This window comes from Brevundimonas naejangsanensis, from assembly GCF_000635915.2.
Classification (GTDB): Bacteria; Pseudomonadota; Alphaproteobacteria; order Caulobacterales; family Caulobacteraceae; genus Brevundimonas; species Brevundimonas sanguinis.
On record NZ_CP015614.1, the window covers coordinates 324,877 to 339,323 of the forward strand.

Sequence of the window (14,447 nt, forward strand, 5' to 3'; positions counted from 1 at the left end):
CCGCATGATCTCCCGGCCATGATATCCTTCACCGACGCGCCGTCCCCTAACTTCGACGCCCGACGCGGCCCGCCGGACATGCTGGTGCTGCACTATACCGGCATGCCGACGGCCGAGGAGGCCGTGGCCCGCCTTCGCGATCCCGAGGCCAAGGTCTCGGCCCACTACGTCGTCGACGAGGACGGCTCGGTCCTGCGCCTGGTGGCGGAGGAGCGCCGCGCCTGGCACGCCGGGCGCGGCGCCTGGCAGGGCGAGACCGACGTCAACGCCGCCTCGATCGGCATCGAAATCGTCAATCCTGGCCATGAGTTCGGCTATCGCCTGTTCCCCGCGCCGCAGATCGAGGCGTTGATCGCGTTGATCGGCGACATCCGCACCCGCTGGTCCATCCCCGACGCCCGCATCATCGGCCACTCCGACATGGCGCCCGAGCGCAAGCAGGATCCCGGCGAGCTGTTTCCGTGGAAGCGTCTGGCCGAGGCTGGGCACGGCCTGTGGTTCGACCCCGCGCCCGAACGCATCGCCGCCCTGGGCGGGCCGCTGTCGCCGGGCGACGAGGGGCTGGGCGTCATCGTCCTGCGCTCTGGCCTGCACCGGCTGGGCTACGGCCTGCAACCCGGCGGCGCCTATGACGAAGAAACCCGCCTGACCGTCGAGGCCTTCCAGCGCCGCTGGCGGCCCGATCGCGTCGATGGGATCGCCGACGGCGAGACGCGCGCGCGCCTGGTCGGCCTGCTGCAACTGGCCTCGGTTGAGAGCGTGACGGGCGTTCTGGATTGACGCGGCGCCCTATCGCGCGCATCTAGCGCTCGCCAGACGGCCGGGCGGTCGCGGCGGGGGCTTGCTCCTGTCGAGGAAAGTCCGGGCTCCACGGTGAAAAGGCGGCGGGTAACGCCCGCCCGGGGCGACCCGAGGGACAGCGCCACAGAAAGCAAACCGCCTGGGCTTCGGCTCAGGGAAGGGTGAAAGGGTGGGGTAAGAGCCCACCGCGTCGGCGGCAACGTCGACGGCATGGCAAGCCCCGCCTGGAGCAAGACCAAATAGGGACATCGCGCGGGGTTCGCTCTGCAGGGTTCACCGCCCCAGATGTCCGGGTAGGTCGCGAGAGCCGTCCAGCAATGGCCGGCCCAGAGGAATGATCGTCGCCGCTTTCGAGCGGAACAGAACCCGGCTTACAGGCCGTCTGGCGTTTTCTTTAGAGGCCCTAACGGCCGTTCGGCCTGCCTGAGGGCTGATATTCGCCCTACCGCGCGTTCGCGCTGCTGGAGGGCAGTCGCTCTTTTTTGACGCCGTCATCCTCGGGCTTGACCCGAGGATCCGGCCGTCCGTCTGCGCGTCGTCGGAGGTCGGGAACGCGCGGGCCGCTCAATCCTCGGGTCAAGCCCGAGGATGACGGTGTGGAGACGAGCGCGGGTCGGCGGCATCGGCTTTGCCATTAACTATTCCGTTGAAATTAAGGCCTTAGAACCCGTCCACAGGCTGTGAATACTCACTTTGTTCCATGTATGTTCTGATTTTACAGTCTTTGCGAGGCCCGGCGAACCGCAAATTAGGTTAAAGGGTGTCAACTAATCCCATTGAGGCCCATTGTGTCCCATGCTATCCCAATCGCTCATGAGTAGGGGCCGAACGCCCGACGCGTGGGCTTTCATCAACGGACTTCAGGGACGAGCCGCAGGGTTCGATAGGGCAGGGCGTGTTTCTCTCGACCTACGAGAAGCAGCTGGACGGCAAGCGCCGTCTCCTGATCCCTCAGGAATTCCGCACGGCCGAGAACGGCGCTGAACACGGCGTCTTCTGCTTTCCCTCCATCGAAGCCGATTGCCTGGAAGCGGGCGGCGACAAGCTGTTCGCCGAATATCGCGCGGTGATCGAAAGCCTGCCCTTCGGCGATCCCTACCGTTCGGCTCTGGAGGCCTCGATCTTCGGCGAGCAGAAGCCGCTGGCCTATGACTCGGGCGGGCGCATCACCCTGCCCGAACATCTGTGCGCCGAGGTCGACCTGTCCGACACGGTCGTCATCTACGGCGTCGGCGAACGCTTCCAGATCTGGAACAAGGACAAGTGGGCCGCGCACCGCGCCGAGCAGCGCCGCATGGCGCGTGAGGGCCTCAAGCAGTTCGGCGAGATGCGTCGCCAGGCCCAAGGTCAGGTGATGGCCGCCAAGGCCGGAGGGGCGGCATGACCTCTCCCCACGCCCCCGTCCTGCTGGCCGAGGTGATCGAGGCGCTCGATCCCAAGCCGGGCGATGTCATCATCGACGCCACCTTCGGAGCCGGCGGCTACACCCGCGCCATCCTGGAGCGCGGCGCCGAAGTCGTGGCGCTGGATCGCGACCCGACGGTGCAGCCTTTCGCCGAGGCCGTCGCGCGCGACTTCCCGGATCGCTTCCAACTGATCCGCACCCCATTCTCGGGCCTGGCCGAGGCGTTCGAGGAAAGCGGCAAGGCCAAGCTGGACGGCGCCGTCTTCGATATCGGCGTCTCGTCCATGCAGCTGGATCAGGCCGAGCGCGGCTTCTCCTTCATGCGCGACGGGCCGCTGGACATGCGCATGTCCGATGAGGGGCAGACCGCCGCCGACATCGTCAACACCTGGGATCACGGGCCGCTGGCCCATATCTTCAAGCTGTACGGCGACGAGCGTCAGTCAGGCCGGGTCGCGACCGCCATCCTGCGTCGCCGGGTCGAGCAGCCCTTCACCCGCACGCTGGATCTGGCCGACGTGGTGGAAAAGGCTCTGGGCGGCCGGCGCGGCGCCGCCATCCATCCGGCGACGCGCGTGTTTCAGGCCCTGCGCATCGCCGTCAACGACGAGTTGGGCGAGCTGGAGCGCGGGCTGGAGGCGGCCGAGGCGACGCTGGCGCCGGGCGGGCGGCTGGTTGTCGTCACCTTCCATTCGCTGGAAGACCGCATAGTCAAAGCCTTCCTGACCGAGCGCACCGGCAATGCGCCGGGCGGCTCGCGCCATGCGCCGGTCGCGGTGGAGACGCGCAAGCCCAGCTTCGACCTGCTGTTCAAAGGCGCGCGCGAGGCGGGCGAGGCCGAACTGGCCGCCAACCCCCGCGCCCGCTCGGCCAAGATCCGCGCCGCTGTCCGCACGGACGCGCCGGCCTGGGGCGCGGCGAAGGGGAGGGGCGCATGATCGCTGTCCCCGCCCCGGTCCAGCGGCTGTTCGAGTGGAAGGTGCGCGGCGTGCGCTGCGTCGAGATCATCGGCGTGGCCTGCGTCCTGGCCCTGGTCTTCTCGGTCTATATCGCCAAGGCGGCCGCCGCCCGCGAAAGCGCCGAGATCAGCCGCATCGAGCGCGACATCCGTGAAAACCGCCAGCGGGTCCGCCTGCTGCGCGCCGAGGTCACGCGCCTGGAGCAGCCCGCGCGTCTGGAGGCCCTGTCGCGCGAGATCGGACTGGGCCCGGTCGATGTGAAGAAGCAGGCGGGCGAGGCGACCCTGCCCGAAATCGCGCCGCCGCCGGCTGAGAAGCCCGCCGAACAGGCGCCTGCCGCGCCCGCCGCCGCTGCGGAGGTCGTGCAATGAGCGTGCATGACCATCACGGCATGGGCTATCGCGGCCGTCCACAGGCGACCTTCGGCGGCGCGGTGTCGGCCTGGGGGCGCTGGGTCGCCTCCCTGGTGTGGAACCTGGAGCACTCGTTCGAGCGCGCCCGCGCCGACGCCCGGCCCGAAGAAGACACCCGCGTCCGCATCTTCCTGATCATGGCGGCCTTCTGCGCCGTCTTCGCCTGCCTGGCCCTGGGCGCGGCGCACGCGGCGTTGCTGGCGCCGGCGCGAGGGACGGGGGCGGGCTTCCATCCCGGCGCCCTGACGCGGGCCGATCTGGTGGATCGCAACGGCCAGTTGCTGGCGACCAACATCACCCACTACGGCCTCTATATCGACCCGCGCGAGGTCTGGGACATTCCGGCCGCCAAGGCGCAGCTGCGCCGCGCCCTGCCGCGCATCCCGGCCAAGCGTCTGGACAAGGTGATGAGCGGCGAGCGCCGCCTGATCGTGCTGACCGGCCTGACGCCGTCGGAGCGCCGCGCGGTCCATGCGCTGGCGCTGGGCGGAGTGACGTTCGAGCCGGAGGACCGCCGCGTCTATCCGCTGGGCAGCTCGGCCGTGCATCTGATCGGTCGTTCGGATACGGGCGGCGAGGGCGTCGCGGGCGCCGAACTGGCCTTCAACCAGGAAATCCGCGCGGCGGGCGTCGCGGGCGAGGACTTCCCCCTGTCGATCGACCTGCGGGTCCAGGGCGTGGTCGAGAACGAGCTGGCGATCGCCGCCGAGGAACACAAGGTCAAGGGGGCCGTCGCCGTCGTCGCCGACGTGCAGACAGGCGAGATCCTGGCGATGGCCTCGTGGCCGACCTATGACGCCAACCGCCGCAACGCCGCGCCGGAAGAGGCCACGCTGAACCGCGTCGTCTCGGCCCACTATGAAATGGGTTCGGTGTTCAAGAGCTTCACCGTCGCCGCAGGGATCGACACCGGCCGGGCCGACATGAACACCCTGTTCGACGCCTCTCAGGCCCTGCAGATCGGCAAGCGCCGCATCACCGACTTCCACGCCACCAACAAGGTGCTGACGCTGGAGGAGGTCTATCTGCATTCGTCCAACATCGGCACCTCGCGACTGGCGGTCGAGATGGGCGGCGATGTGATGCGCGACTATTTCCGCCGTCTGGGCCTGCTGGACGCCGCGCCGATCGAGTTGAAGGAGTCGGCCGCCCCGCCCAAGGTGCGCAAGTGGGACGACAGCACCCTGGCGTCGCTGTCCTTCGGCTATGGCGTCATGGTCACGCCGATCCAGTATGTGGCGGCCTATGGCGCGCTGAGCAACGGCGGGCGCTATGTGGCCCCGACCCTGCGCAAGGGCGGCCGTCCGAACGCCCAGACGCATCAGGTCGTCTCGCCCGAGACCTCGGCGACCATGCTGGACCTGATGCGCCGCAACGTCACGCGCGGTTCGGGCCGGTTCGCCGATGCGCCGGGCCTGCGCATGGGCGGCAAGACGGGTTCGGCCAATAAGCTGGTCAACGGCCGCTATAATCCGGCGGTGGCCGTCGGCTCCTTCGCCGGGGTCTTCCCCGCCGACGGCCCGGTCGACGCCAAGCGCTACACCGTCTTCGTCCTGATGGATGAGCCGGGCGTCTATCCGCGCACCGGCGGCTACGTCGCCGCGCCCGCCGTGGGCCGCATCGCCAACCGGATCGCCGGCTTCCTGGGCGTCGAGCGCAAGGCCGACCGCTGGTCCACCGCGCTGGGCGAAAAGATCCCCGAGTTCCAGGACGTGGAGGGCGACGGCCGATGAGCCTTCCCAGCGCCCACTTGCGTCTCTCCGAACTGCTGCGCCGCGATGTGGCTTCCGACCCGGAGATCACCGCCGTCACCGCCGACAGCCGTCAGGTCGTGCCTGGCGCCCTGTTCGTCGCCTTGCCGGGGACGCAGGCCGACGGCCGCGCCTTCATTCCGCAAGCCTTGGCGAAAGGCGCCGCCGCAGTGCTGGCGCCGTCGGACACGCCTGCGGGCGCGGCGCCGGTCCTGGTCGGATCGGGCGACGTGCACCGGGCCTACGCTATCGCCGCGCGCGCCTTCTACGGCGCCCAGCCGCGCACCTGCGTCGCGATCACCGGCACCAACGGCAAGACCTCGGTCGCCAACTTCTGCCGCCAGATCTGGGCCGGCCTGGGCCTGAAGTCGGCCAGCATGGGCACCCTGGGCGTCGTCGGCCAGAAGGGCGACAAGACCTACGCCCTGACCGGCCCCGGCCTGACCAGCCCCGACGCCGCCGAGGCCGCGCGCCTGCTGGCCGAGCTGGCCCGCAAAGAGGTGACGCACCTGGCGCTCGAAGCCTCGTCCCACGGCATCGATCAGCGTCGCCTGGACGGAGTGGCGATCAAGGCCGCAGGCTTCACCAATCTGACGCAGGACCACCTCGACTATCACGGCACGATGGACGAGTACCGCGCCGCCAAGCTGCGCCTGTTCGAGGCCCTGCTGCCGCGCGGGCGCACCGCCGTGCTGAACGCCGATTCCGACGCCTATTCGGCGTTCGCCTCGGCCTCGATCATGGCCGGTCTGGGCGTGATGGGCGTGGGCGAGCGCGGGCGCGACCTGACGCTGCTGGCGCGCCGGGCGACCCCGGAAGGCCAGCGCCTGACCCTTGATGCGCGCGGCCGGGTGCATGACATTCTGCTGCCTCTCGCGGGCGCGTTTCAGGCGTCCAACGCCCTGGTGGCGGCGGGCCTGTGCATCGCGGGCGGCGAGGATCCCGACCAGGTGATCCCGGCGCTGGAGCTGATTCAGGGCGCGCAGGGCCGCCTGCAACGCATCCCGGGCGGCGCGCGCGGGGGCGAGGTCTATGTCGACTACGCCCACACGCCCGACGGGCTGGAGACGGTGCTGAACGCCCTGCGTCCGCACGCGACGGGCCGCCTGATCGTCGTCTTCGGCGCGGGCGGCGACCGGGATCGGGCCAAGCGTCCGCTGATGGGCGAGATCGCCGGGCGTCTGGCCGACGTGGCCATCGTCACCGACGACAACCCGCGCTCGGAGGACCCCGCCGCCATCCGCGCTCAGGTGCGTGCGGGCTGCCCGGACGCGCTGGAAGTCGGCGACCGCCGCGAGGCCATCCGCCACGCCATATCCCTGATGCGTGAAGGAGATGTGGTCGTGATCGCCGGAAAAGGGCATGAACAGGGTCAGATCGTCGGCGGAGTCGTGCACCCCTTCGACGACGCCGCCGAAGCGACCGAAGCCCTGAAAGATCATGCCTGACGCTCACACGCCGCTCTGGACCGCCGAAGCGATCGCCTCGGCGACCGGCGGCCAACTTCACGGACCCGATGTTCCTGTCTCGGGCCTGACCTACAACAGCCGCGAGATCCAGCCGGGCGACCTGTTCCTGGCCCTGCACGGCGCCCGCGACGGGCATGAGTTCGCCGAGGCCGCCTTTGCGGCGGGGGCGACGGTCGCGCTGGTCGACCGGCTGGTCGAGGGCGGACCGTACGTCCTGGTTCCCGACACCCTGAAGGGGCTGGAGGCGCTGGGCGTCGCCGCGCGCGATCGCGCCCGCCTGCGCGGGGCCGTCACCGGCAGCGTCGGCAAGACCAGCGTGACCCAGGCGATCAAGGCGGGCCTTGATCTGGCGGGATCAAGCCACGCCTCGATCAAGAGCTACAACAACCACATCGGCGTGCCGCTGACGCTGGCGCGGATGCCGCAGGGCACGGATCGCGCCGTGTTCGAAATCGGCATGAACCATCCGGGCGAGATCGGGCCGCTGTCGGCCTTCGTGCGCCCGCACGCCGCCTGCGTCACCACGGTCGGGCCGGTGCATATCGAAGCCTTCGCTGACGGCGAGGCGGGCGTGGCGCGCGAAAAGGCCGCCATCTTCGAGGGGCTGGCGCCGGGCGGCATCGCCGTGGTCAACGCCGCCGACGCCCACGCCGACATCGTGCGTCAGGGCGCGGAAAAGGCCGGGGCCGTCGTGCGGAGCTTCGGCCATGCGCCTGGCTGCGACGCGCGCCTGCTGGACTTCGTCGCGGATAGCGAGGGCGCGACCGTCACCGCCGAGCTGGACGGACGGCGCATCGAATATCGCCTCGCCCAGTCGGGCGTGCACTGGGGCCTGAACAGCCTGTGCGTCATCCTGATGCTGCAGGCGCTGGACGTGTCGCTGGAGACGGCCTTGCAGGCGCTGGCGGGCTTTCAGCCGCTGGCGGGCAGGGGGCAGATGAGGACGGTCGCCATCCCGGGCGGCGCCTTCACCCTGATCGACGAGAGCTACAACGCCAATTCGTTGTCGATGAAGGCGGGCTTCGCCAGCCTGGGCGCCAAGCCGGTCGGGCCGGGCGGGCGCCGCGTCGTCGTGCTGAGCGACATGCTGGAGTTGGGCGAGCACAGCCGCGCCCTGCACGAAGGCCTCGCCCCCGCCATCGCTGCGGCTGGGCTGGACCTGGTGCATACGGCTGGGCCGCAGATGCGCCTGCTGCATGAGGCGCTGCCGCCGTCGCTGCGCGGGCAGTGGCGCGAGACCGCCGCCGAGCTGGCCGCCGAGGCCGCCAGCCTGGTCCGGCCGGGCGACGTCGTCATGGTCAAGGGCTCGAACGGATCAAAGGCCTCGCTGGTCGCGGCCGCGCTTGCAAAGCTCGGCGTGACCGAACAAGGCAACAACCCCTCAAGCAGCGGCGCGCCGCGCGCGACGCGATAGGGTCACCCAAGAATGTTCTATCTGCTCTATCTCTATTACGCGGACATCGCCCAGGAATATCCGCTGCTGCACCTGATCCAGTATCAGACGGTGCGCGTGGCCCTGGCCATGGCCACGGCCATGATCGTGGCGGTCGCCATGGGCAGCCGTTTCATCAACTGGATCCGCGCCAAGCAGGGCCGCGGCCAGCCGATCCGCGACGACGGCCCCGTCTCGCACCTGTCCAAGGTCGGCACCCCGACGATGGGCGGTCTGATGATCCTGGCGGGCATCGGCGTGGCGGTCTTCCTGTGGGGCGACCTGACCAATCCCTACATCTGGATCGTCTCGGGCGTGACGGCGGCGTTCGGCGTGCTGGGCTTCATCGACGACTACGCCAAGGTGACGAAGCAGACCTCGGCCGGGCTGACGTCCAAGCAGAAGCTGGCGGCCCAGGCGGTCGTCGCCGTGATCGCCGGCGTGCTGACGGTGTTGTGGATGACCCAGTCGCCGACCTCGCCGGGGCTTGAGACCTCGATCGCCTTCCCCTTCCTGAAGGCGGTGCTGCTGAACATCGGCTGGTTCTATGTGGCGTTTGCGGCCTTCACGATCATCGGCTTCTCGAACGCGGTGAACCTGACGGACGGGCTGGACGGCCTGGCCATCGTGCCGGTGATGATGGCGGCGGGCGCCTTCGGCATCATCTCCTACCTGGTCGGCAACTTCCTGTTCGCCGATTATCTGCAGGTTCACCACGTGCCCGGCGCGGGCGAGCTTGCCATCTTCTGCGCCGCCATCATCGGCGGGGGCATGGGCTTCCTCTGGTATAATGCGCCGCCGGCCAAGATCTTCATGGGCGACACCGGCTCGCTGGCCCTGGGCGGCGCTCTGGGCTCGATGGCCGTGGCGACCAAGCACGAGCTGGTGCTGGGCATCGTCGGGGGCCTATTCGTGGTCGAGGCGGCCTCGGTCATGATCCAGGTCGGCTACTTCAAGCTGACCGGCAAGCGCATCTTCCTGATGGCGCCGATCCACCACCATTTCGAGAAGATGGGCTGGCCGGAATCGACCGTGGTGATCCGCTTCTGGATCGTCGCCGCCATGCTGGCCCTGGCCGGTCTGGCCACGCTGAAGCTGCGTTGAGCCGATGATCCCCGTTCCCGGCTTCGAGGGGCGTCGCGTTGCGGTCTTCGGCCTGGGGCGGTCGGGGATCACGGCGGCGCGCGCGCTGCAGGCGGGCGGGGCCGTCCCCGTGCTGTGGGACGACGGCGTCTCGGGCCGGATGCAGGCCGAGGCCGAAGGCTTACTGGTCGAGGATCTGACCCGCGCCGACTGGTCCGGGTTCGCCGCCCTTGTGCTGTCGCCGGGCGCGCCGCTGACCCATCCCAAGCCGCACTGGACTGTCGAGCGCGCCCATGAGGCGGGCGTGCCGGTCATCGGCGATGTGGAGCTGTTCGCGCGGGCGCTGACCGCCTTGCCGCCGGGGGATCGGCCGCGCGTGGTCGCCATCACCGGCACCAACGGCAAGTCCACGACCACGGCCCTGATCGGCTGGGTGCTGAAGCAGGCGGGCCTCACCGTTCATATCGGCGGCAATATCGGCATCGGGGTTCTGGCTCTGCCGGAGCCGACGGCGGATGCGGTCTATGTGATCGAGGTGTCGTCCTATCAGTTGGACCTGACGACGGGCTTTGCGCCGAACGTGGCGATCCTGACCAATGTATCGCCCGACCATCTGGACCGCCACGGCGGGATGGTAGGCTACGTCGCCGCCAAGCGCCGCATCTTCCAGGCGCAGGATGGCGAGGCTCTGGCGCTGGTCGGCGTGGACGAGGAATGGGGCCGGAAGATCGCGGCGGACCTGCAAGCGCAGGGGCGGCGGGTGGAAACGGTTCTGAGTCTTCCTTCTCCCCTCGGGGGAGAAGGTGGCTTGCGGAGCAAGACGGATGAGGGGGACGTGTCCCCTGCCGCGTTCCCTGCCGAAGAGGCGCCGTCGTATCTGGCGTCCCCCTCATCCGAGCCGCTTCGCGGCCCACCTTCTCCCCCGAGGGGAGAAGGGTATTCGGCGGCGGCGGGCGTGTTGATGGCTGGCAGGGAAGTGCTGGCTGACCTGACCGCCGCCCGCTCGCTTCCCGGTCGTCACAACGCCCAGAACGCGGCTTTCGCTTACGCCACGGCGCGGGCGCTGGGCGTGTCGCATGAGGCGGCGGTCGAGGGCCTGCTGAGCTTCCCCGGCCTGTCGCACCGCATGGAGGCCGTCGGCCGCCTCGACGCCGTACGCTTCATCAATGACTCCAAGGCCACGAATGCGGATGCGGCGCGGCAGGCGCTGGCCTCCTACCCCTCCGTCTTCTGGATTGCGGGCGGCAAGGCCAAGGAGGGCGGGATCGACAGCTTGCGCGACCTCTTCGCGCGCGTGACCAAGGCCTATCTGATCGGCGAGGCGGCGGACGACTTCGCCGTGACCCTGGCCGACACGCCGCACGTCGTCGCCCAGACGATGGAGCGCGCCGTCGAACTGGCCGCCGCCGACGCCGCGATGGCCGGGGGCGAGCAGGTCGTCCTGCTGTCGCCCGCCTGCGCCAGCTTCGATCAGTTTCCCGATTTCGAGGTCCGGGGCGAGGCGTTTCGCGCCGCCGTCCTGGGACTGGGCGCACGGCCGGAGCCCGCCGCATGACGCACAACAGCTACAGCCATCCCTTCTCGCGCAACGACCAGAGCATGGTGGCGCGCTGGTTCTGGACGGTGGATCGCGGCCTGCTGGGCGCGGCGCTGACGTTGATGGCGCTGGGCGTGGCGCTGAGTTTCGCCTCCAGCCCGGCGGCGATCGGGGCGGACGAATCCATCACCGATCCCTTCCACTACTCCTGGCGGATGATGGTCTTCTCGACCATGGGACTGTTTGTGATGCTGGGCGCGTCGCTGCTGTCGCCGCGCGGCGTGCGGCGGATCGCGGTGCTGGCCCTGATCTGCTCCATCCTGGTCATGGCCGCCCTGCCGATCGTCGGCGACACGGTGAAGGGCGCGGCGCGCTGGATCAATCTGGGGCCGTTCAGCCTGCAGCCGTCCGAGTTCGCCAAGCCGGGCCTGATCGTCTTCGCCGCCTGGATGTTCGCCGAGGCCCAGAAGGGGGAGGGCGTGCCGGGCGTCAGCATCGCCTTCGGCCTGTGGGCGCTGACGGTCGGCCTGTTGCTGATCCAGCCGGACATCGGCCAGACGCTGCTGGTCACCACCACCTTCATGGCCGTCTTCTTCATGGCCGGGGTGCCGCTGAAGTGGGTCGCCGTCATCGCCGCCATGGGAGCGGGCGGGGTGGTGTCGCTGTATTTCATGTTCGGCCACATGCGCGACCGTCTCAGCCGCTTCCTGTCGCCCGAGACGACCGACACCCACCAGATCGACCGCGCCTCCGAGGCCATTCGCAACGGGGGACTGATCGGGCGCGGCATCGGCGAGGGCGTGATGAAGCGCCACGTGCCTGACCTGCACACCGACTTCATCTATTCCGTCGGCGCTGAAGAGTTCGGCCTGGTGCTGTCGTTGATTATGATCGGGCTCTACGCCTTCATCGTCATTCGCGGGATGCGCAAGGCGATGAAGCTGAACGACTCCTTCGAACAGACGGCGGCGGCGGGGCTGTTCATGCTGATCGGGCTTCAGGCCTGCATCAATGTGGCGGTGAACCTGAACCTGATCCCGACCAAGGGCATGACGCTGCCCTTCATCAGCTATGGCGGCTCGTCCATGATGGCCATGGGGCTGACCATGGGGTTTGCGCTCGCCCTGACCCGGCGCCGTCCGGGCGCCTATGAACTCGGCTCGAACGTCGCCCCGCGCCGTCGCCTGCTGCCGTAAGAGAGTATCGCTCATGACCAAGGTCTGCGTCGTCGCCGCCGGGGGCACCGGCGGCCATATGTTCCCCGCAGAGGCCCTGGCCCGCGAGATGGCGGCGCGCGGCTGGCGTGTGGTGCTGGCCACCGACAAACGCGGCGAGCAGTACGCCCACGCCTTTCCGGCCGAAGAGCGTCTGGCGCTGGACGCGGCGACGGGTTCCGGGCCCATCGGCCTGATGAAGGCCGGTCTGGCGATCATGAAGGGCGTCGGCCAGGCCAAGGCCGCGTTCCAGCGCACCGGCGCGGACGTGGTGGTGGGCTTCGGAGGCTATCCGTCGGCGCCGGCCCTTCTGGCGGCGGTGACGACGCGCCGCCCGACCGTGATCCATGAGCAGAACGCGGTGCTGGGCCGCACCAACCGCTATCTGGCGCCCAGCGTGGGCGTGATCGCGGCGGCCTTTCCGACCCTGGGCCGGGCGCCGGACAAGCTGAAGGACCGCGTCCAGCTGGTCGGCAATCCGGTGCGGCCCGACATCCGCGCCCTGTTCGACCGGGCCTATGCCGCGCCGGCGGGCGGCGGCCCGATCCATGTGCTGGTGACCGGCGGAAGTCAGGGCGCCCGCATCCTGTCCGAGACCGCGCCGCGCGCGCTGGCGGCCCTGCCCGAGGCCATCCGCAACCGGCTGAAGGTGCAGCAGCAGTCGCGGCCCGAGACGCTGGAGGCCGCGCGCCAGATCTATCTGGACGCCGGGATCCAGGCCGAGGTCGCCCCCTTCTTCCGCGACATGGCCGACCGGCTGTCCAAGGCGCATCTGGTGATCGGACGCGCGGGCGCCTCGACCTGTTCGGAGCTGGCGGTCGCGGCCCTGCCGTCGTTGCTCATCCCGCTGAAGATCGCGATGGACGACCACCAGACGCTGAACGCGCGGGCTCTAGCCGAGGCGGGCGCCGCGAAGGTGATCGCCGAGGACGACCTGACCGTCGAGACGCTGACGACCGCCCTGACCGCCATCCTGTCCGATCCTGCAGCGCTGGCGGCCATGTCGGCGGCGGCTCGTTCGGTCGCCATCCCCGACGCCGCGCAACGGCTGGCCGATCTGGTGGAGCAGGCGGCCCCATAAGACCCTTCTCCCCGCCGGGGGAGAAGGTGGGCGGCGAAGCCGCTCGGATGAGGGGGCGCTTCCCTCATCGAGACGGGTTGATGGGGGTTTGCGTCATTTGGCGTCCCCCTCAACCGTCTCGCTGCGCGAGCCACCTTCTCCCCCGGCGGGGAGAAGGGCTATGGTCTAGCCATGCCCCAGTTCGTGCTCGACCTGACCAACACCGTGTTCGCCCTCTGGCGTCAGTTTCACTGGCTGCCCAAGTGGGCGGTGATTTCGATCATCACGGTCGTCTTCGTCTTCATCGGCTGGGCGGCCAACCAGGTGGTGTTCGCCCTGCTGAAGCTGGCGGTGCGCAACCGCGACGCCTTCTGGAAGGGGATGCTGAAGCGCGCCCGGCTGAAGGTGCGGCTGGCGGTGATGATCATCGCCCTGGCGCTGGCGGTCACGGTTTCGCCCCTGGCGCCCGAGCCGTCGCTGTTCATCCGCCGGACCCTGCTGTTCTGCTTCATCCTGGTGTCGGGCTGGATGCTGGCCGGCGCGGTGGACATGGGCGCCATCGTCCACCTGAAGAAGTTCAACATGGAGGCAGAGGACAACCTCTACGCCCGCAAGCACGTCACCCAGACGCGCATCCTGCAGCGGGTCGCCGCCATATTGATCGGCCTGATCACCCTGGGGCTGGCGCTGCTGACCATTCCAGGCGTCAAGCAGTGGGGCCTGTCGCTGCTGGCTTCGGCGGGCGTGGTCGGCATCGTCGCCGGTCTGGCGCTGCAGCCCTTCCTGACCAATCTGATCGCGGGCATCCAGATCGCCACCGCCCAGCCGATCCGCCTGGACGACGCCGTCATCGTCGAGGGCGAGTGGGGCCGGGTCGAGGAAATCACCTCGACCTATGTGGTGGTCAAGCTGTGGGACTGGCGGCGCATGGTGCTGCCGCTGACCTATTTCATCCAGAAGCCGTTCCAGAACTGGACGCGCGAGGATTCGCGCCTGATCGGCGTGGTCTTCCTCTACGTCGACTACGAGGCCCCCATCGAGCGGCTGCGGGTGAAGCTGGAGCAGATCGCCCATGGCTCGCCGCATTGGGACGGCGACGTCGTGGCCCTGCAGGTCACCGACATCACCGAACGCACGGCCCAGGTCCGCTGCCTGACCAGCGCGCGCAACGCCTCGGTCGCCTTCGATCTGCGCGCCGAGGTGCGCGAGAAGATGCTGGCCTTCATGCGCGACGAATGCCGCGAGGCCCTGCCGCGCGACCGCGTCGACCTGGACCGCGAGGAACGCGGCGCCCTGCGCCTGAAGCCGGAAACGCCCTGACGA

General features: G+C 69.4%; 12 protein-coding genes and 1 other RNA gene. All 13 read left to right on the plus strand.

The annotated features are described in order from the left end of the window. Positions 1 to 18 precede the first annotated feature (18 nt). The 13 genes from DA69_RS01575 (at position 19) to DA69_RS01635 (ending at position 14,444) form a co-directional block, all read left to right on the plus strand. Entirely contained in the window at positions 19 to 780 is a 762-nt protein-coding gene (locus tag DA69_RS01575; protein WP_025977776.1) for an N-acetylmuramoyl-L-alanine amidase, read from the plus strand. 32 nt (positions 781 to 812) lie between these two features. Next, positions 813 to 1,191, plus strand: an RNA gene (gene rnpB, locus DA69_RS01580) — RNase P RNA component class A. A 505-nt stretch (positions 1,192 to 1,696) separates the two neighbouring features. Beyond that, the gene (locus DA69_RS01585) at positions 1,697 to 2,185 is read left to right on the plus strand and encodes a division/cell wall cluster transcriptional repressor MraZ (protein WP_025977775.1); all 489 of its coding nucleotides are present in this window, start codon (positions 1,697 to 1,699) and stop codon (positions 2,183 to 2,185) included. Next, positions 2,182 to 3,144 (plus strand): 16S rRNA (cytosine(1402)-N(4))-methyltransferase RsmH, encoded by a 963-nt coding sequence (gene rsmH / locus DA69_RS01590; protein ID WP_025977774.1) that lies wholly within the window; start codon positions 2,182 to 2,184, stop codon positions 3,142 to 3,144. Before DA69_RS01585 ends, rsmH begins: the two co-directional genes overlap by 4 nt. Next, positions 3,141 to 3,536 carry a cell division protein FtsL gene (gene ftsL, locus DA69_RS01595; protein ID WP_025977773.1) on the plus strand — a complete coding sequence of 132 codons (396 nt, stop codon included), beginning with the start codon at positions 3,141 to 3,143 and terminating at the stop codon, positions 3,534 to 3,536. The genes rsmH and ftsL overlap by 4 nt, the downstream gene beginning before the upstream one ends. Next, the gene (locus DA69_RS01600; RefSeq protein ID WP_025977772.1) at positions 3,533 to 5,311 is read left to right on the plus strand and encodes a peptidoglycan D,D-transpeptidase FtsI family protein; all 1,779 of its coding nucleotides are present in this window, start codon (positions 3,533 to 3,535) and stop codon (positions 5,309 to 5,311) included. Before ftsL ends, DA69_RS01600 begins: the two co-directional genes overlap by 4 nt. Beyond that, positions 5,308 to 6,777 (plus strand): UDP-N-acetylmuramoyl-L-alanyl-D-glutamate--2,6-diaminopimelate ligase, encoded by a 1,470-nt coding sequence (locus DA69_RS01605; protein ID WP_025977771.1) that lies wholly within the window; start codon positions 5,308 to 5,310, stop codon positions 6,775 to 6,777. Before DA69_RS01600 ends, DA69_RS01605 begins: the two co-directional genes overlap by 4 nt. After that, the gene (locus DA69_RS01610) at positions 6,770 to 8,212 is read left to right on the plus strand and encodes a UDP-N-acetylmuramoyl-tripeptide--D-alanyl-D-alanine ligase (protein WP_025977770.1); all 1,443 of its coding nucleotides are present in this window, start codon (positions 6,770 to 6,772) and stop codon (positions 8,210 to 8,212) included. Before DA69_RS01605 ends, DA69_RS01610 begins: the two co-directional genes overlap by 8 nt. A 12-nt stretch (positions 8,213 to 8,224) precedes the next feature. After that, entirely contained in the window at positions 8,225 to 9,334 is a 1,110-nt protein-coding gene (mraY, locus tag DA69_RS01615; protein WP_025977769.1) for a phospho-N-acetylmuramoyl-pentapeptide-transferase, read from the plus strand. Positions 9,335 to 9,338: 4 nt separating this feature from the next. After that, positions 9,339 to 10,868: a Mur ligase family protein gene (locus DA69_RS01620; protein WP_064108266.1), complete on the plus strand. Its 1,530-nt coding sequence runs from the start codon at positions 9,339 to 9,341 to the stop codon at positions 10,866 to 10,868. After that, entirely contained in the window at positions 10,865 to 12,046 is a 1,182-nt protein-coding gene (gene ftsW, locus DA69_RS01625; protein ID WP_025976219.1) for a putative lipid II flippase FtsW, read from the plus strand. The genes DA69_RS01620 and ftsW overlap by 4 nt, the downstream gene beginning before the upstream one ends. Positions 12,047 to 12,059: 13 nt before the next feature. After that, positions 12,060 to 13,145 (plus strand): undecaprenyldiphospho-muramoylpentapeptide beta-N-acetylglucosaminyltransferase, encoded by a 1,086-nt coding sequence (murG, locus tag DA69_RS01630; protein WP_025976220.1) that lies wholly within the window; start codon positions 12,060 to 12,062, stop codon positions 13,143 to 13,145. Positions 13,146 to 13,316: 171 nt separating this feature from the next. Further along, positions 13,317 to 14,444, plus strand: a complete 1,128-nt coding sequence (locus DA69_RS01635; protein WP_025976221.1) for a mechanosensitive ion channel family protein — start codon at positions 13,317 to 13,319, stop codon at positions 14,442 to 14,444. Positions 14,445 to 14,447: the final 3 nt, after the last annotated feature.

Coding starts and splice junctions, on each gene's coding strand:
- DA69_RS01575 (WP_025977776.1), top strand. CDS start 19: ATGATATCCTTCACCGACGCGCCGTCCCCTAACTTCGACGCCCGACGC.
- rsmH (WP_025977774.1), top strand. CDS start 2,182: ATGACCTCTCCCCACGCCCCCGTCCTGCTGGCCGAGGTGATCGAGGCG.
- ftsL (WP_025977773.1), top strand. CDS start 3,141: ATGATCGCTGTCCCCGCCCCGGTCCAGCGGCTGTTCGAGTGGAAGGTG.
- DA69_RS01600 (WP_025977772.1), top strand. CDS start 3,533: ATGAGCGTGCATGACCATCACGGCATGGGCTATCGCGGCCGTCCACAG.
- DA69_RS01605 (WP_025977771.1), top strand. CDS start 5,308: ATGAGCCTTCCCAGCGCCCACTTGCGTCTCTCCGAACTGCTGCGCCGC.
- DA69_RS01610 (WP_025977770.1), top strand. CDS start 6,770: ATGCCTGACGCTCACACGCCGCTCTGGACCGCCGAAGCGATCGCCTCG.
- mraY (WP_025977769.1), top strand. CDS start 8,225: ATGTTCTATCTGCTCTATCTCTATTACGCGGACATCGCCCAGGAATAT.
- DA69_RS01620 (WP_064108266.1), top strand. CDS start 9,339: ATGATCCCCGTTCCCGGCTTCGAGGGGCGTCGCGTTGCGGTCTTCGGC.
- ftsW (WP_025976219.1), top strand. CDS start 10,865: ATGACGCACAACAGCTACAGCCATCCCTTCTCGCGCAACGACCAGAGC.
- murG (WP_025976220.1), top strand. CDS start 12,060: ATGACCAAGGTCTGCGTCGTCGCCGCCGGGGGCACCGGCGGCCATATG.
- DA69_RS01635 (WP_025976221.1), top strand. CDS start 13,317: ATGCCCCAGTTCGTGCTCGACCTGACCAACACCGTGTTCGCCCTCTGG.